This window comes from Cupriavidus sp. FW305-F7, assembly GCF_058782875.1.
This window is the reverse complement of sequence record NZ_JBYSYC010000006.1, coordinates 61,820-78,031: the sequence shown is the minus strand read 5'-3', so window position 1 is coordinate 78,031 and position 16,212 is coordinate 61,820. Positions and strand designations below refer to the sequence as shown.

17 protein-coding genes and 1 pseudogene are annotated in these 16,212 nt (G+C 67.2%); 14 read left to right on the top strand and 4 right to left on the bottom strand.

Annotation, left to right across the window (positions count from 1 at the left end; genetic code table 11):
* Positions 1 to 19: 19 nt before the first annotated feature.
* The 7 genes from AC3WL8_RS07650 to AC3WL8_RS07620 are packed head-to-tail and all read left to right on the top strand — an operon-like array spanning position 20 to position 5,722.
* Entirely contained in the window at positions 20 to 778 is a 759-nt protein-coding gene (locus AC3WL8_RS07650) for an amino acid ABC transporter permease (protein WP_492378090.1), read from the top strand.
* The gene (locus tag AC3WL8_RS07645; RefSeq protein ID WP_211981819.1) at positions 775 to 1,425 is read left to right on the top strand and encodes an amino acid ABC transporter permease; all 651 of its coding nucleotides are present in this window, start codon (positions 775 to 777) and stop codon (positions 1,423 to 1,425) included. The genes AC3WL8_RS07650 and AC3WL8_RS07645 overlap by 4 nt, the downstream gene beginning before the upstream one ends.
* Positions 1,412 to 2,146, top strand: a complete 735-nt coding sequence (locus AC3WL8_RS07640; protein WP_211981821.1) for an amino acid ABC transporter ATP-binding protein — start codon at positions 1,412 to 1,414, stop codon at positions 2,144 to 2,146. Before AC3WL8_RS07645 ends, AC3WL8_RS07640 begins: the two co-directional genes overlap by 14 nt.
* Complete coding sequence (locus AC3WL8_RS07635) at positions 2,143 to 2,931, top strand: sugar phosphate isomerase/epimerase family protein (RefSeq protein ID WP_492378089.1); 789 nt, start codon at positions 2,143 to 2,145, stop codon at positions 2,929 to 2,931. Before AC3WL8_RS07640 ends, AC3WL8_RS07635 begins: the two co-directional genes overlap by 4 nt.
* On the top strand, positions 2,928 to 3,872 hold the full coding sequence (locus AC3WL8_RS07630; protein WP_211981825.1) for a sugar kinase: 945 nt from the start codon (positions 2,928 to 2,930) through the stop codon (positions 3,870 to 3,872). Before AC3WL8_RS07635 ends, AC3WL8_RS07630 begins: the two co-directional genes overlap by 4 nt.
* 20 nt (positions 3,873 to 3,892) lie before the next feature.
* On the top strand, positions 3,893 to 4,882 hold the full coding sequence (locus tag AC3WL8_RS07625) for a 2-hydroxyacid dehydrogenase (protein ID WP_211981827.1): 990 nt from the start codon (positions 3,893 to 3,895) through the stop codon (positions 4,880 to 4,882).
* A gap of 24 nt (positions 4,883 to 4,906) precedes the next feature.
* Positions 4,907 to 5,722, top strand: a complete 816-nt coding sequence (locus AC3WL8_RS07620; protein ID WP_211981830.1) for a shikimate dehydrogenase family protein — start codon at positions 4,907 to 4,909, stop codon at positions 5,720 to 5,722.
* A 50-nt stretch (positions 5,723 to 5,772) separates the two neighbouring features.
* Here the strand turns inward: AC3WL8_RS07620 and AC3WL8_RS07615 are convergent, their stop codons facing one another.
* The gene (locus AC3WL8_RS07615) at positions 5,773 to 6,735 is read right to left on the bottom strand and encodes a Bug family tripartite tricarboxylate transporter substrate binding protein (RefSeq protein WP_211981832.1); all 963 of its coding nucleotides are present in this window, start codon (positions 6,733 to 6,735) and stop codon (positions 5,773 to 5,775) included.
* An 80-nt stretch (positions 6,736 to 6,815) separates the two neighbouring features.
* On the opposite strand from AC3WL8_RS07615, the pseudogene AC3WL8_RS07610 reads away from it, so the two are divergent.
* Positions 6,816 to 7,001 (top strand): annotated as a pseudogene (locus AC3WL8_RS07610) (biotin carboxylase N-terminal domain-containing protein); the annotation flags it as partial.
* Between the two features lie 165 nt (positions 7,002 to 7,166).
* Here AC3WL8_RS07610 and AC3WL8_RS07605 read toward each other — a convergent pair.
* Together AC3WL8_RS07605 and AC3WL8_RS07600 are read right to left on the bottom strand one after the other, a co-directional pair.
* Positions 7,167 to 7,667 (bottom strand): DUF6496 domain-containing protein, encoded by a 501-nt coding sequence (locus tag AC3WL8_RS07605; protein ID WP_211982200.1) that lies wholly within the window; start codon positions 7,665 to 7,667, stop codon positions 7,167 to 7,169.
* Between the two features lie 223 nt (positions 7,668 to 7,890).
* Entirely contained in the window at positions 7,891 to 8,793 is a 903-nt protein-coding gene (locus AC3WL8_RS07600; protein WP_013953402.1) for a LysR family transcriptional regulator, read from the bottom strand.
* Positions 8,794 to 8,926: 133 nt separating this feature from the next.
* On the opposite strand from AC3WL8_RS07600, the gene AC3WL8_RS07595 reads away from it, so the two are divergent.
* The 4 genes from AC3WL8_RS07595 to AC3WL8_RS07580 all read left to right on the top strand — a co-directional run bounded on the left by AC3WL8_RS07595 (position 8,927) and on the right by AC3WL8_RS07580 (position 13,059).
* Positions 8,927 to 10,228: an alpha-hydroxy acid oxidase gene (locus tag AC3WL8_RS07595; protein ID WP_492378088.1), complete on the top strand. Its 1,302-nt coding sequence runs from the start codon at positions 8,927 to 8,929 to the stop codon at positions 10,226 to 10,228.
* The gene (locus tag AC3WL8_RS07590; protein ID WP_211981836.1) at positions 10,225 to 10,905 is read left to right on the top strand and encodes an RraA family protein; all 681 of its coding nucleotides are present in this window, start codon (positions 10,225 to 10,227) and stop codon (positions 10,903 to 10,905) included. Before AC3WL8_RS07595 ends, AC3WL8_RS07590 begins: the two co-directional genes overlap by 4 nt.
* On the top strand, positions 10,902 to 11,984 hold the full coding sequence (locus AC3WL8_RS07585) for a hydroxyacid dehydrogenase (protein WP_249221305.1): 1,083 nt from the start codon (positions 10,902 to 10,904) through the stop codon (positions 11,982 to 11,984). Before AC3WL8_RS07590 ends, AC3WL8_RS07585 begins: the two co-directional genes overlap by 4 nt.
* 70 nt (positions 11,985 to 12,054) lie before the next feature.
* Positions 12,055 to 13,059, top strand: coding sequence for a tripartite tricarboxylate transporter substrate binding protein (locus tag AC3WL8_RS07580; RefSeq protein ID WP_492378087.1), 1,005 nt, complete (start codon positions 12,055 to 12,057; stop codon positions 13,057 to 13,059).
* Positions 13,060 to 13,071: 12 nt separating this feature from the next.
* Here AC3WL8_RS07580 and AC3WL8_RS07575 read toward each other — a convergent pair whose 3' ends face one another.
* On the bottom strand, positions 13,072 to 14,076 hold the full coding sequence (locus tag AC3WL8_RS07575) for a LysR family transcriptional regulator (RefSeq protein ID WP_249221306.1): 1,005 nt from the start codon (positions 14,074 to 14,076) through the stop codon (positions 13,072 to 13,074).
* A gap of 101 nt (positions 14,077 to 14,177) precedes the next feature.
* Between AC3WL8_RS07575 and AC3WL8_RS07570 the strand changes: the two genes are divergently transcribed.
* Both AC3WL8_RS07570 and AC3WL8_RS07565 read left to right on the top strand, forming a co-directional pair.
* Positions 14,178 to 15,233 (top strand): aromatic ring-hydroxylating dioxygenase subunit alpha, encoded by a 1,056-nt coding sequence (locus AC3WL8_RS07570; protein WP_492378086.1) that lies wholly within the window; start codon positions 14,178 to 14,180, stop codon positions 15,231 to 15,233.
* Between the two features lie 118 nt (positions 15,234 to 15,351).
* Positions 15,352 to 16,185: a PDR/VanB family oxidoreductase gene (locus AC3WL8_RS07565; RefSeq protein WP_492378085.1), complete on the top strand. Its 834-nt coding sequence runs from the start codon at positions 15,352 to 15,354 to the stop codon at positions 16,183 to 16,185.
* Positions 16,186 to 16,212 lie beyond the last annotated feature (27 nt).

Genomic DNA, 16,212 nt, shown 5'->3' with positions numbered 1-16,212 from the left:
GGCCTGCCAGGAGACCCGCATGAACTATCAATTCGAATGGACCCCGGTGCTGTCGCAGCTGGATCGCTTCGCGGAAGGCGCGGCGATGACGCTGGCGCTCAGCTTCGGCTCGATCCTGCTTGGTACCGTGGTCGGCACCGCCGGCGCCATTGCGGCCGCATTCGGCGGTCCGTGGCTGCAGCGTGCCACCCGGGCCTACGTCGAGGCGATCCGCAACACGCCCTTCCTGATCCAGCTCTTCATCATCTTCTTCGGCTTGCCAACCGTGGGCCTGCAGATCGATGCCGTCACCGCCGCGGTGATTGCCATGACCGTCAACCTCGGCGCCTACTCGACGGAAATCATCCGGGCCGGCCTGCAGGCGGTGCACCTCTCGCAGCTTGAAGCCGCCGCCGCGCTGGGCATGACACGCTGGCAGCTGATCCGCCACGTCGCGCTGGTGCCGGCCTTCGAGAAGGTCTATCCGGCCCTGACCAGCCAGTTCACGCTGATGATGCTGACGTCGAGCGTGGTGTCGACGATCTCGGTGGAAGAGCTGACGGCAGTTGCCAACCATGTCGATTCGCAGACCTTCCGCACCTTCGAGAGCTACATCCTGGTCATGTTCGTCTATATCGGGCTGGCACTGCTGCTGCGCGCAATGTTCGGCCTGATCGGCAACGTGGTGTTCAAGCGGCGCCGCGTGGTGGCGCGCGCACGAAAGCTGGCCCGCACGGCCCGGATCGCGCCGCTGGCGCAAACGGAACTGACGGCAGCGGTTGCAGGGAGCGCGAAATGATCACCGAGTTCTCCTGGAATCATCTTGAAATCCTGCTGCTGGCGGCGCGCTGGACGCTGTGGGTGACTTTGCTTGCCTTCATCGGCGGTACGCTGGCCGGTTTCCTGGTGGCACTGGCGCGTACCTCCAGAAGCCCGCTGCTGCGCCTCGCCAGCACGGCCTATATCCAGGTCGTGCAAGGGACGCCGGTGCTGATCGTGCTGTTCCTGAGCTACTACGGACTCTCCGTGCTCGGGTTCAAGCTGTCGCCGATGGTCGCTGCCATGCTGGCGATGTCGATCTACGCCAGCGCCTACCTTGGCGAGATCTGGCGCGGCTGCATCGAGGCCGTGCCGCAAGGACAGTGGGAAGCCAGCGAAGCGCTCGCCCTCACCCGCTGGCAGCAGCTGCGCTACGTGGTGCTGCCACAGGCGGTGCGGCTGGCCTTGCCGCCCACGGTGGGGTTCTCGGTCCAGCTGGTCAAGAACACCTCGATCACTTCCATCATCGGCGTCATCGAACTGACCCGCGCCGGCCAGCTGATCAACAACGCGACCTTCCAGCCCTTCGCGGTCTTCGTCGTCGTCGCACTTATCTACTTCGCGCTCTGCTTCCCGCTGTCGGCGGCAGCCCGGCGCATGGAAAGGACGCTCCATGTCAATCGTTGAAGCACAAGGCGTGCACAAGTCGTATGGCGCCGTCGAAGTCCTGAAGGGCGTTTCGTTTGCGATCGAGCCGGGCCAGGTGGTCGCCATCATCGGCCGCAGCGGCTCCGGCAAGAGCACCATGCTGCGTTGCCTGAATGGCCTGGAGACGATCAACGCCGGCAATATCACCGTCGCCGGGCACAAGCTGGATCACGACCGGAAGCGCTTGCTCGACCTGCGCCGCGACGTGGGCATGGTGTTCCAGAGCTACAACCTGTTTCCGCACCTGACCGTGGGCCAGAACATCGCCCTGGCGCCATCCATCGTGAAGAAGCTCGCCGCAGGCAAGATCGACGGCATCGTCGACCAGGTGCTGACCCAGGTCGGCCTGCTCGACAAGAAGGACTGCTACCCCGAGCAACTATCGGGCGGCCAGCAGCAGCGCGTGGCCATCGCCCGTTCGCTGGCGATGGAGCCCAAGGTGATGCTGTTCGACGAGGTCACCTCCGCGCTCGACCCCGAGCTGACGGCGGAAGTGCTTCGGGTCATGGAGAACCTGGCCGCCTCCGGCATGACCATGGTGCTGGTCACGCACGAGATGGAGTTCGCGCGCCGCATGGCGCATACCACCATCTTCATGCACCAGGGCAAGGTCCACGAGGCGGGTCCGTCGAAGGCGCTGTTCGCGCAGCCGCAGACAGCGGAACTGCAGCAATTCCTCAGCGCGGGAGCACTGAAATGAGCCAGTGGCAAGCAGATGGTTCTTCGCGCCCGCCGGTGCTGATCTCGCTGACGGCCTATGGCGCCGACCTCGCCCTGCGCGACGGACAGGCTGCACTGGCACGGATTGCCGCGGCAGCCGGCGCGGACGGCGTGGAATTCCGCGGCGAACTCCAGCGCGGGCACAAGGATGAAGTCATTGAACAGCGCGAGGTCGCCCAGCAGCATGGACTGAGCGTGGTGTGGTCCAGCCCGGAAGGCCTGTGGAATGACGCAGGCAGCCTCGATGCTGCCGCGCTCGACCGCGCCTTCGCCACCGCGCTGGCGCTCCGTGCGACCCGGGTCAAGATGTCGCTTGGCGGCTATCGGGAAGGCACGGCGCTGGAAGCACTGCTTCCCTGGCTGCGGCACGATGGCATCGAACTCGTCGTGGAAAACGACCAGACCGCCCAAGCCGGCACCGTGCCGCCGCTGCGCGACTTCTTCGCGCGTACCAGCGCGCTCGGCCAGTCCGTGCCGATGACCTTCGACATGGGCAACTGGCACTGGACCGGCGAAGACCCGCTCGACGCCGCGCAGGTCTTCGGCGCCGGCGTCGGCTACGTGCACTGCAAAGGCGTGCAGCGCACGCCCGCCAAATGGATCGCGGTGCCGCTTGACCAGTCGGCCGCATCATGGCGCAGCGTCTTGCGCCGCCTGCCCACGCACGTTGCGCGTGCGATCGAATTCCCGCTGCAAGGCGAAGACCTGGTGCAGGTCACGCGCCATCATGTCGAAGTACTGCGTTCGGTGGAGATTCCCGCATGAGCACCGATCTTGATGTAGTCACGCTGGGCGAGGCGATGCTGATGCTGGTCGCCGGCGAAGCCGGGCCGCTCGAAACCGCGCAGACCTTCCACAAGCGCACCGCCGGTGCCGAGACCAATGTAGCCATCGGCCTGTCGCGCCTGGGCCTGAAGGTCGGATGGGCCAGCCGGCTGGGCGACGACTCGATGGCCCGCTACCTGCTCGGGGAAATGCAGCGCGAAGGCGTGGATTGCAGCCAGGTGGTGTGCGAGCCCGGTGAGCGCACCGGTTTCCAGTTCAAGGGCCGGGTCGACGACGGCAGCGATCCGCCCGTCGAATACCACCGCCGCGGCTCGGCGGCCAGCCGCATGAACCCGGAGCACCTGGACGGCAGGTGGCTGCGGCGCTCGCGGCATCTGCACGTCACCGGCGTGTTCCCCGCGCTGGCCGCAGGCACGCAGGCTGCCACACGCCAGGCCATCGCCACCATGCAGGCCGCCGGCCGCACGATCTCATTCGATCCCAACCTGCGGCCCACGCTGTGGGCCTCGCCCGAGCTGATGCGCGAGACGCTGAACGACCTCGCGCAACAGTGCGACTGGGTGCTGCCCGGCATCGAGGAAGGCCGCTTCCTCACCGGCCATGCCGAGCCGGAACGCATTGCCGCCTTCTACCGTGCGCGCGGCGCCAGGCTGGTGGTGGTGAAGCTTGGTGCCGACGGCGCCTACTTCGATGGCGAGGCCGGCACCGGCCATGTCGAGGCATTCAGCGTCGAGCGTGTCGTCGACACCGTTGGCGCCGGCGATGGCTTTGCCGTGGGCGTGATCAGCGCGCTGCTGGAAGGCAGGCCGGTGGGCGACGCCGTCCGGCGCGGCGCCTGGATCGGCGCGCGGGCTGTGCAGGTGCGGGGCGATACCGAAGGCCTGCCGACCCATGCCCAACTGGCGGCTGCCAGTTTGTGAAGCCAAAGCAAGGATTTCCCATGCGCAAGAAGGTACTGGTGTTCCGTCCGATTCCTGACGACCTGCTCGCCAGGATCGAGTCGGAGCATGACGTGATCGTGGCCGACCCGCGCCAGCCGGCACAACGGCCGGCCTTCCGCGCCGCGCTGGCAAACGCCCATGGCCTGATCGGCTCCAGCGTGAAGCTGGGCGCGGCGGAACTGGCCGAAGCGGGCCAGTTGGAGGTGATTTCGAGTATTTCGGTGGGCGTCGACAACTACGACCTCCCCTGCCTGCACCGGCGCGGCATCACCCTGTGCCATACGCCCGGCGTACTCACAGAGACCACCGCCGACACCGTCTTCGCGCTCATCATGGCCACGAGCCGCCGCCTGGTCGAACTGGCGGCCCATGTGAGCGAAGGCCGCTGGACCGCCAATATCGGCGAAAGCCTGTTCGGCTGGGACGTGCACGGCAAGACCCTGGCGATCCTGGGCTTCGGCCGCATCGGCCAGGCCGTGGCACGCCGCGCGGCGCTCGGCTTCGGCATGGAGGTGCTCTACGTCAACGAGACTGCCGCGGAGCCGTCCGACCTGGTGGGACGCGCCACCCGGATGGAGCTCGACGATGCGTTGCAGCGAGCCGATATTGTCGCCGTCACGCTGCCCCTGACCGAAAGCACGCGCGGCCTGATGGGCCTGCGCGAGTTCGCGCTGATGAAGCCGGGCGCCATCTTCGTCAACGGCGCCCGCGGCCAGATCGTGCAGGAAGACGCGCTGCTCGCGGCGCTCGACAGCGGCCACCTGCGCGCGGCCGGGCTGGACGTCTTCGCCACCGAGCCGCTGCTTCAGGATTCACCGCTGCGCAGCCATCCCAGGGTGACAGCCCTGCCCCATATCGGCTCGGCCACGCATGAGACCCGGCGCGCCATGGCCGAACTCGCCACGCGCAACCTGCTGGACGCGCTCGCCGGGCGGCAGCCCGCCGCGCCCTTCGACCTGGCGGCCTTTGCCGTCCAGGCAGCCGCCTGATTTTCCCCGCAAGGACACCCCGCAATGCCCGGTTCCATTCCCACGCTGTGCGGCTCGATCATGGGCGAGCCCTTCACCTTCAATGTGCGCATCCACAATGCCGCCTACCGGGCGCTCGGGATCGACTACACCTTTGTATGCTTCGGGGTGCAGGACGTGCCCGGCGCCGTGCAATCGATCCGCGCGCTCGGCGTGCGCGGCATGAATGTCTCGATGCCGCACAAGCAGGCCGTGATCGCGCATCTCGACCATCTCGACGAGACCGCCCGCGCCATCGGCGCGGTCAACACCATCAACAATATCGATGGCGTGCTGACCGGCTACAACACCGATTGCATCGGCGCCGTCCGGGCGTTCCAGGAAGTGACTGAAGTGGCCGGCAGCCGCATTGCGCTGCTGGGCGCTGGCGGCGCGGCGCGGGCGATGGCCTATGGCCTGCGCGAGGCCGGCGCCAGCGTGACCGTGTTCAACCGCACCACGGCGCGCGGCGAGGAACTGGCCGCCTCACTTGGCCTGCGCTTTGGGGGCGGATTGACGGACTTCCGCGCGGCGGACTTCGACATGCTCGCCAACGCGACCGCCGCGGGCTTTCGCGCACCCGATGTCAACCCGGTCGCCGGACAGCTCGCGGCACACCTGATCGTCATGGACGCTGCCTTCATCCCGGTCAGGAGCAAGCTGATCCGGGATGCCGCCGCACTTGGCTGCCGCACCATCGACGGCACGCGCATGATGCTGCACCAGGCGTGCGCCCAGGTCGAGTTCTACACCGGCTGCGCACGCGCGCCGATCGATGCGATGGAGACCGCGCTGCTTGAGGAGATTGCCCGCCTGTCTTGAGCCCCCCCCTGCCGCCCTTGGCACTTCTGGATCGATGCGGACGCGCTGCCTCACTTGCGGAGGTTGGTCTTGGCCACCAGTGCCTTCATCACCGCGTTGTCTGCCGCGATCATCGCCTTGAAGGTCGCCGCGTCGGCATAGGCAATGCCCAGGTTCTGCCGGCGCAGCGCCGCCACGAAGACAGGATCCGCCACCGCCTTGCGGCTGGCGGCCGCAAGGGTTTCGAGCACTTCAGGTGGCGTGCCTTTGGGCGCGGCCAGCCCGCGCCATGTGCCGATCGAAAGGTCGATACCACGCTCACGCAGCGTCGGAACGCTCTCGAAACCCCTGACACGCTGCTCCGCCATCACCGCGAGCGTCTTCACTTTGCCTGCGGCCACATAGGCCGATACCTCGGCGGGACTGACGGCCACCGCGTCGATATGCCCGCCCATCAACGCCACCAGGGCCGGCGCCGCACCGGAGAACGGCACATGAGTGAACCTGACGTGCGCCTTGTCCTCCAGCGCCGTCGCCGCCAGGTGCCAGATCGAGCCCGGGCCGGAATTCCCCACCTGCACCTCCCCCGGGTGCGACTTGGCGAATTCCAGGAACGCCTCGATGGTGTTCCAGCGCGAGTCGGCCTTGACCGTGATCGCGGACGGATCGGCATTCAGGCGCGCGATCGGCACCAGCTCGGCGGCGTCGAGGGTGGTCGGCCCGAGATGCGGGACGATCACGGCTTCGGCGATGATGATGCCGAGCTTGTAGCCATCCGGCTTGGCGCGGGCCACATCCGTCATGCCGATGGCACCGCTGGCCCCTGGCTTGTTCACCACAGTCAGCGGCTGCGGCAGATACTTTCGCATGGCTTCGCTGAAAGCCCGCGCAACCGTGTCGGTACCACCGCCCGCCGCGCTCGGGACCACGAGTTCGACAGGATGATCCGGGTAGGGCGCCGCGCGCGTCTGGCCGACGACGGCAAGTGAGGCCAGCAGGGCGGCCATGTGAAACAGCTTGCGGGGCGATCGCATCTATGGCTCTCAATTCAGGGGGGGCGGAGAAGTTGATTCCGTGGGGGGAAGGCTCGGACACACGACGTGAAAGACTATCGCATCCCGGGTATGGGCTCTTGTCCGAGAGCGCGGATTTTGCCGAAACCGTTGGAAGGGACGGGTTGGTATGCATCGGGCCTACCGCGGCTTCGATCCGGCGCATGGGCGACAAGGTCAGCGCCAAACGCGCCATGATCGAAGCCGGTGTCCCCGGCGTTCCGGGCTCCGAGGGCGCACCGACAGATTCTACGCCAGCCCCCCCTGATGGAAGAGACCTGCGCGCTCGTCGACCGCACCGTCGAAGCCGGCGAGAGAGTGGGTTGCTTACCTCCGTGTCGGTTCAGTGCGGTGAACGCCGGAGAGCGCGGCGTGCCAGGCGCGCAGCTTGCCGACAGCGGTACGCTGGTTCGCTAACGGGCTGACTCCTTCCTTGCCGCACGCGTGCGAGCGGCCTTGCGGGCCGCTTCGGAGCGACCGGCAGCTCCCTTGGTGCTGGCGGCCTTCTTCGCGGCAGCCGAGCGATCGGTCGCCGTGCGCTTGCTTGCCGCGCTCTTGGCCTGGGCAGACAGCGCCTTGGGAGAAGCACCGGCGGTGCTCTCGCGCTTGAGTGCCTTGAGCGCAGCCTGGGACCGCTTGGCCGTGCTTTCTGAACTCGCCCGTCGCGGTGCGGCCTTGGCGGCAGCAGCCTTGGTTTCCGCCTTGGTCGCACCCTTCTTCGGCGGCACAACGACGCCAGCGCGGCGTGCCTCCGACAAACCGATCGCTATGGCCTGCTTGGCCGAGCGCACGCCGTGCTTACCTTTTCGCACGGCTTCGATCTCGTCGTGAACGAAATGGCCGGCCTGGGTGGTCGGCGACTTGCCTGCTCTCTTGTCTGCCCTGGCTTGGGCAATGCTCGATGCCCTTGGCATGGTCGTCTCCATGGCAGCCGCGGTCATCCGGCACGGGCCATGGCAGATGCAATGTCCGCGGCACTGTTCAGGGCCCGCCATCTGCCGGCGGGTTAAAAAATCCCTCGCAAATGTCGTTCCAGGCGTGCAACAGGCGCGCCACCGCCACTCATAGAGGCGACGGTTGTACTGCCGCGTGCGAAATCTGCACACCTTGGGCCAAATCTACCCTGCGAGACGCGGTCTACACCAGGCAACGCGGCGCCTGGAATTCGATTACGTCCTTGATGACATCGCGCATCTCCGTGATCAGCACGCGCGCGTCGTCGCGACGCCATTGCACGACATAGTGCAGCGGTTCCAGCGCGCCGCCCTTCTTCAGGATCTGCAACACCCCGCGCGCTTCCAGCGCTTCGGCCCACTGCTTTGGCATGAAGGCGAAACCCAGCCCCTCCGCCACCATGCCGACCACGGCGCCCCAGCTGTTGCACACCAGGCGACGGTTGACCGCCATGCCACGGGTGGCCAGCCACTGGTCGAGTACCCGGGTGCCGCCCGCGCCGACCGGCAGGGACAGCAGCAATTGCTCCGCCATCAGCCGCCGCGGATCGTCGGTGCCGGTCTGGTCGATAAAAGACTCGCTCGCGACCCAGACAAAATCGACCTGTGCGATCCGTTCCGACGCAAGGCTGCTGCGCGAAGACGGCCCGGCGATCACCGCGAGGTCGAGTTCGCCATCTTCCAGGCGCTGCTCCAGCACTTGACCGATATCGACGTAAGGCTCGAGCTGAAGCTCGGGGTGCCGGATGGCCGTCTGCCGTACCAGCCGGGGCAGCCAGGTCAGGCCGCTCAGTTCGCCCAGGCCCACGCGGCAACGGCCTTGCAGGCCACGGCTCTGCCCCGCTGACTGCTGCAACTCGGCGGCAACCCGCAGCAGTTCGCGGATACGCGGCAGCATCTGCTCGCCCTGCGCCGTCAGCTCGGCGCGGCGGCCGCTTCGGTCGAACAGCTGCACGCCGAGGGAGGTTTCGAGCTCGGCCACCCTTTTGGACAGCGAAGACACGGACAGGTGGCAGCGCTCGGCGGCTACCGAGAAGTTGAGGCAGGTCGCGGCCCAGTAGAAGGCTTCGAGTTGCTTGAGGGTCATGGAATCCGCGCCGCGGGCGGCGATTATCAGTTTCCTAAAAGCGAAATTATAGCTTCGTTATTTTTCGCTTTTATCGATTCCTTGCGGTTGCTAGATTGAAGCCTCGTCGTCGCCCTGCCCCCCTATATCGATCATGTCAGCTCTTCATGCCCCTGCTGCAGACAACGCCGCTGACCGCGCCACAAATGCCGTCAGCACCGCTTCCGCGCCGCGCGTGACGACCGCGACCGCAAGCGGCGCAGGCACCTTGCGCAGGCAAGTGCTTTCGCTAAACGACCTTGAACCGCTCGCCCGCCGCCGCCTGCCCCGGCCGCTGTACGCCTATGTCAGCGGTGCGGTGGAGGACAGCGTCTCGCTGGCGGAGAACCGCCGCGCCTTCGCCAAGATCGCGCTGCGGCCGCGCGTGCTTGCCGGCGTGGCCACGCGCGAACTCGGCTTCGAGCTGTTCGGCCGGCGCTATGCCGCCCCGTTCGGCATTGCGCCCATGGGTATTGCCGCGCTGTTCGCTTACCGCGGCGATATCGTGCTGGCGCAGGCCGCGCAGCAGGCCGGGGTGCCGGCGATCATGAGCGGTTCATCGCTGATCCGGCTGGAAGAAGTGATGGCAGCCGCGCCCGGCACCTGGTTCCAGGCCTACCTGCCCGGCGACATGGCGCAGATCGACGGGCTGTTGTCGCGCGTCGAGGCGGCAGGCGTCGGGACGCTGGTGATCACCGTCGATACGCCCGTTGCGGGCAATCGCGAGAACAACGTGCGCGCTGGCTTCTCGACGCCGCTGCGCCCGAGCGCAAGCCTGGCATGGCAAGGCATCACCCACCCGCGCTGGCTGCTCGGCACCTTTGCGCGCACGCTGCTGCGGCACGGCATGCCGCATTTCGAGAACGCCTATGCGCACCGCGGCGCGCCCATCCTGTCGTCGCGCGTGCTGCGCGACTTCTCCGACCGCGCACATTTCACCTGGACGCACCTCGAAGGCATCCGCCGGCGCTGGAAAGGCACGCTGGTGGTCAAGGGCATCCTGACCGCGGAAGACGCGCTGCTGGCGCGCCGCCACGGCGTGGACGGGATCATCGTCTCGAACCATGGCGGCCGGCAACTGGACGGCGCCATCGCGCCGCTGCGCGTCCTGCCCGAGATCGTTCACGCCGTGCCCGATCTGCCGGTGATACTCGACAGCGGCGTACGCCGCGGCACCGACGTGATCAAGGCGCTCGCGCTCGGCGCGCGTTGCGTCTTTGTCGGACGGCCGTTCGCCTATGCGGCGACGGTCGGGTCCACCCCCGGCGTGGCGCACGCCATCGACTTGTTGCAGGCCGAGATCTCGCGCGATATGGCGATGCTCGGCCTGCCCCGGCTGGCAGACATCGGCCCTGCCTGCATCCGTCCTGCCGCTTCACTACCCCACATGCCCCCTCACCCGGAGACTTATCGATGAGCACGCTTCACGGCTTCCGCATCCACCCCAAGCCGGCGCCGACCGTCAGCAACGCGCTGCTGGAACGCTACGGCAGCTTCCCGGTGGCCAATGTCAGCGACGCAATGAGCCGCACCGTCGGCACCACGCGGCTGCGGCCCCATCACCGGCGCGATGGCGTCATGGCCGGCCGCGCCCTCACCGTGCGCACGCGCCCGGGCGACAACCTGATGGTGCACAAGGCCCTCGACCTCTGCGGACCCGGCGATGTGATCGTCGTCGATGCCGGCGGCGCCGGTCCCAATGCCATCATCGGCGAGATCATGCTGGCGCTGGCGATCGCGCGCGGCGCAGCGGGCTTCGTCATCGACGGCCTGATCCGCGACAGCGATACGATCGGCAAGGAGACGTTGCCCGTCTATGCGCGCGGGGTCTCGCACCGCGGTCCTTACAAGGACGGTCCCGGCGAATTGCATGTACCCGTCTGCATCGACGGCATGGTGGTGCGCCCCGGTGACCTGGTGCTGGGCGACGGCGACGGCCTGCTGGTCGTTGCGGCCGAGGATGCCGAGGAAATCGCCGCGCGCGTGGAGAACGTACAACGCACCGAAGCAGCGGTGCTCGAGTCGATCGCGCAAGGTCGCGCCGATCGGAGCTGGGTCGAGCGCACGCTGCGCGAAAAGGGGGTGGCCGTATGAACGCGCCCGTCCTGCCGATGCCTGCCGCCGGCACGGTGGTCCGTTTCGACCACTGGCTGGACGCGGCCTTTGACCGCATCATTACGGCCACGCCAGGCCTGACGCTGCATACCTGCGCCCGCGAAGGCGCCGACGCGGCCGCCTGGGACCGGCTGTCCGGCGCTCATGTCTACCAGATCTCGGCCGCCAAGGACGAGATCCCGCGCCGCTGGTTCGCCGACGCCGCGCTGCTGGCGCGCTGCCCGAACCTGCTGGCGGTGTCGTCCAGCGGCTCCGGCTGCGACACCATCGACATCGATGCCTGCACCGAGGCCGGCGTCGCGGTGCTCAACCAAGCCGGCGGCAACGCCGACTCGGTGGCGGAGATGACGCTGGGCCTGATGCTCGCGGTACTGCGCCGCATCGCCGAATCCGACCGCAGCCTGCGCGCGCACAACTGCGAGAGCCGTGAGGACCTGATGGGCCACGAACTGCGCGGCCGCACGCTCGGCCTGGTCGGCGTGGGCCACGCCGGCCGCCGCGTCGCCGCACTCGGCCGCGCCTTCGGCATGCGCGTGATCGGGTGCGACCCGGCGCTGGATGCAGCGGAGCTGGCCGCGCGCGGCGCACAGGCGGTGTCGCTCGAGGAATTGCTGCGCAGTGCCGACGTGGTCTCGCTGCATTGCCCGCGCGACGCCACCACGCTGCGCATGATGGATGGCGCCGCCTTTGCCGCGATGCGGCCGGGCAGCATCTTCGTCAGCACCGCGCGCGGCGGCATCCACGATGAGGGCGCGCTGCATGCGGCGCTGGCCAGCGGCCATCTTGCCGGCGCCGGTCTGGACGTGTGGGAACAGGAGCCGCCACCACGCTCCCACCCCTTGCTCGCGCTGGACAACGTCGTCGCCACCTTCCACACCGCTGGCGTTACTCACGAGGCACGACGCAGGAACGCCGAACTGGCCGCCACTCAAATCGTCACGCTGCTGGCCAGTGGCGAGCGGCCCGAGCGGCTGGTCAACCCCGAAGTCTGGCCGCGTGCGCAACAGCGCATCGCGGCAGCGTTGCAGGCTGCCGCCGTGTCATCGGTCACACCTTAGCCCGCAATTCCGCGGACTATTCTTTACACATAACACGCTGGCATACCAGACCGGCGAGGAGACACCAACCATGCACCCGACCCAAGACCAATGGCGCCGGCGCTTTCCCCTTCGCCTGGTCGGCGCGCTCGCACTGGCGTGCGGCCTCGCCGCCACGGCCGGCGCCAGGGCAGAGGCGCCCTATCCCAACCGCCCTATCCAGATGATCGTGGCCTACGGTCCCGGGGGCGGGACGGACCTGGTGGCACGCCTGCTGGCCCGCCACCTCGAGAAGCAACTCGGCGGCGCCACGGTGGTGGTACAGAACAAGCCCGGCGCGGGCGGCGCCATCGGCTTCGCTGAACTGGCACGGTCCGCGCCGGACGGCTACACCATCGGCTTTATCAATACGCCGAACCTGCTAACCATTCCCATCGAGCGCAAGACCACCTTCACCTGGCGCAGCTTCGACCTGATCGGCAACCTGGTCGACGATCCGGGCGGCTTCACGGTACACAACGGCAATCGCATTGACTCGCTGGCCGCGCTGGTGCACCATGCCAAGGCGCATCCGGGAGAGGTGTCAGTCGGCACCACCGGCGTCGGCTCGGACGACCACCTTGCCATGCTGCTGTTCGAGAAGGCCGCGGGCGTCAAGCTAACCCATGTCGGCTACAAGGGCGCAGGCGACGTCCGCGCGGCGCTGGTCGGGCAGCAGCTCACCATCGGAGCCATCAACGTGGGCGAAGCGCTGCAGTACCAGAAAGGCGGCTCGCCGATCAAGTTCATCGGCCAGATGGGCGCAACACGGGCAGCACTGGCCCCGAACGTGCCCACCTTCCGCGAACAGGGCTTCGACATCGAGCTGGCTTCGCTGCGCGGCCTGGCGGCGCCCAAGGGCCTGCCTGAGCCGGTAAGGAAGAAGCTGGTGGATGCCATGGCGCGTGTGGTCGCCGATCCGCAGTTCCGCCAGCAGGCCGAGGCGATGTATGCGCCGCTGCGCTACCTCGCGCCAGCGGCCTACAGCGCGGAGCTGGAGCGCGGCGAGGCGGGCTTCCAGAAACTGTGGAAGGAGATGCCGTGGCAGGAAAACTGAGCGTGCTGGCGGCTATCGGTTAGTGCTCTTTGCAGGCTTGCGCCCGGCATCCTTGCGTGGCCTCAGCGAGGCGTCATCTGCTGGCAATGCGGGGATCGCCGGATACTGATCGAAGGTCTGCTTGACGAGCTGCCGCAACCAGACGATCGCGGGATCGTGGTGAAAGCGCGGGTGCCAGTACTGGCTCAACGCGAACGGTGGCAAGGCAACCGGCGGTTTCACCACGCGCACCACGCCATATCGGCTGAAGACGTTGGCGAGCTCCTCGGGCACGGTGGCGATCAGGTCCGGCTCCCGGTCCATCAGCAGCGGCACGCTCAGGAAGTGGGGTGTGTAGACATAGACGCGCCGCTTCAGTCCGTGGCTCTCAAATGCGGCGTCATAGGCCGGGCTCGAGCGCCCCGCCAGGCTGACCGCAATGTGCGGCATGGTCTCAAACTGCTCGACAGTCAGCGTGTCGCCAACCGTCTTGTTGCGGCTGCTGACGATGGTCACGAATCCATGCATGAACAGCTGCTGCTGGAACAACGCCTCGGGTGCGGTACGCACTGAGCCGAGCACCAGATCCGCCTCGCCCGAGGCGAGCAGCGCCTCGATCTGCGGCATCGGTACCTGCAAGGTGCGCAGCGAGCAGCGCGGCGCGATGGCGCGCAGGCGCTGCATCAGCGGCGGGAGGAATACAAGCTCGCCCATGTCCGTCATGCATAGCGTGAACGTGCGCTGCATGGTCGCCGGGTCGAAGCTCGACTGCGGCAGCACGCGCGTCTGCATGGTCGTCATGACGTCGAGGATCGGCCCGGCCAGGCCCTCGGCCTTGGTCGTCGGCGTCATCCCGTGCGCGGTCTTGACAAACAGCGGGTCATCGAAATAGCTGCGCAGCCGGTTCAGCGCATGGCTCATCGCGCTTTGCGTCAGGCCTAGCTGCTCGGCCGCACGCGTCACATTGCGCTCGCGGAGCATGGCGTCGAACACGGCAAGCAGGTTGTAGTCGAACGGAGCGTTATGCACGGCGTACATCCTTACTATGTTATGCATGCGATTGACGCATAGTGAGCCCCTGCCTAATCTCCTGTCAAGGCGGCCCCAGAGAGGCCGAAAATCGATACAGGAGACAGAGGATGTTTGTCAGGAACACCTGGTATGTGGCGGGCTGGGACAAGGAAGTCGGGGCCAGCGACTTGTTCAGCCGGACCATCATCGGCATCCCGGTGCTGATGTATCGGGCCGAAGACGGAACGCTGGTGGCGATAGAAGACCGCTGCTGCCACCGCGGTGCGCCGCTGTCGGTGGGTCGGCGCGAAGGCGACTGCGTGCGCTGCATGTACCACGGGCTCAAGTTCGATCCAACCGGCCAATGCGTCGAAGCGCCGGCGCAGCAGCGGATCCCGCCGCAAGCGCGCGTGCGGACCTTCCCCGTGGTCGAGCGCAATAGCTGGATCTGGATCTGGATGGGTGACGCGGAAGCGGCTGATCCGGCGCTGATCCCTGACACCCACTGGTTGGACGACCCGGCGTGGCGCAGCCTCGATGGCTACATCCACTACGACGTCAACTACCTGTTGATCGCAGACAACCTGCTGGACTTCTCGCACTTGCCGTTCGTGCATCCCACCACGCTTGGGGGCAGCGAGGACTACGCGGGCGTGCAGCCGACGGTCGAGCGTCTCGAAGATGGCGTGCGCATTACCCGCTGGACCATCGATACCGAGGCCCCGCCATTTGTGAAGCAGGTCAAGGACTGGCCGGGAAAGGTCGACCGCTGGAACATCTACAACTTCACGCTGCCGGCAATCCTGCTGATGGACTCCGGCATGGCGCCGACCGGGACCGGGGCACAGGAAGGCAGGCGCATCGACGCCGCGGAATTTCGCGGCTGCCAGGCACTGACGCCGGAAACCGAGAACTCCACGCACTACTTCTTTGCCCATCCGCATAACTTCGCGATCGACCAGCCGGAGGTCACCCGGTCCATCCACCAGGCCGTAGTGGCCGCGTTCGACGAGGACCGCGACATCATCACCGCGCAGCAGCGCTCGCTGGCACTCGCGCCCGACTTCAAGATGATACCGTTCTCCATCGACGCGGCCCTGTCCCAGTTCCGCTGGGTGGTCGCGCGCCGGCTGGAAGAAGAAGCCGCCCAGCGTGGGCGGGTGCGGCAACTAAAGGAGGCATGACGTGATGGAACTGGTTGTCACCGGATTGCGCACGGAAGCGGAGGGCGTGCTGGGCGTTGAGTTGCGCTGCCCGTCGCGTGCAGCGCTGCCAGGCTTTGATCCCGGCGCACACGTTGACGTGGCGCTTCCCAACGGCCTGACGAGGCAGTACTCGATTGCCAGTTCGGCTGCCGATATCGGACGCTATTGCCTTGGCATCGGCCTGGCGCCGGCATCCCGCGGCGGATCGCGCTATGCACATGAGCAACTGCGAGTGGGCGATCGCCTGCAGGTCGGCACGCCGCGATCGTTGTTTCGCCTGGAAACGTCCGCGCCAGGGCATCTGTTTATTGCCGGCGGTATCGGCATCACACCGATCCTCAGCATGATCCGCTGGTGCGTCGAGCATGGACGCGAGTGGCGCCTGTTGTACTGCGTACGCTCGCGCGGCGGCGCCGCCTACCTCGATCGGCTTGCGTCCCATGCCGATCGCGTTGTCGTGCATGCCGATGACGAGCATCGCGGCGAACGGGTCGACCTGGGCGCTGCGCTGCGTGAGATGCCTGCCGGCTGGCACGTGTACTGTTGCGGCCCGGGACCGATGATGAACGCCGTGTCGGATTGTGGCCGGGCGGCCGGGATCGAGTCCGGCGCCGTACACTTCGAACGCTTCGGCGCCGATGCCGACCGGAGCGACAAGCCAGACCGCGCGTTCGAAGTCAGCTTGCTGCGGCATGGCGGGCGTTTCACCATCCCCGCCGGTGACAGCATCCTGTCCGTGCTGGAAGCGAATGGCCTGTGCCTGCCCTCAGCGTGTCGCGAAGGCCTGTGCCGGAGTTGCGAAGTTCCGCTCCTTGCCGGCGCCGCGGACCATCGCGACTATGTACTGAGCGAGGACGAGCGGGCCGCGAACCGGTCCATCCTGATCTGTGTTTCCCGGGCGCAAGGCGCAGAGCTGGTGCTGGATCTCTGACGACTGGGAGACCGCGGAAGAAAAAAC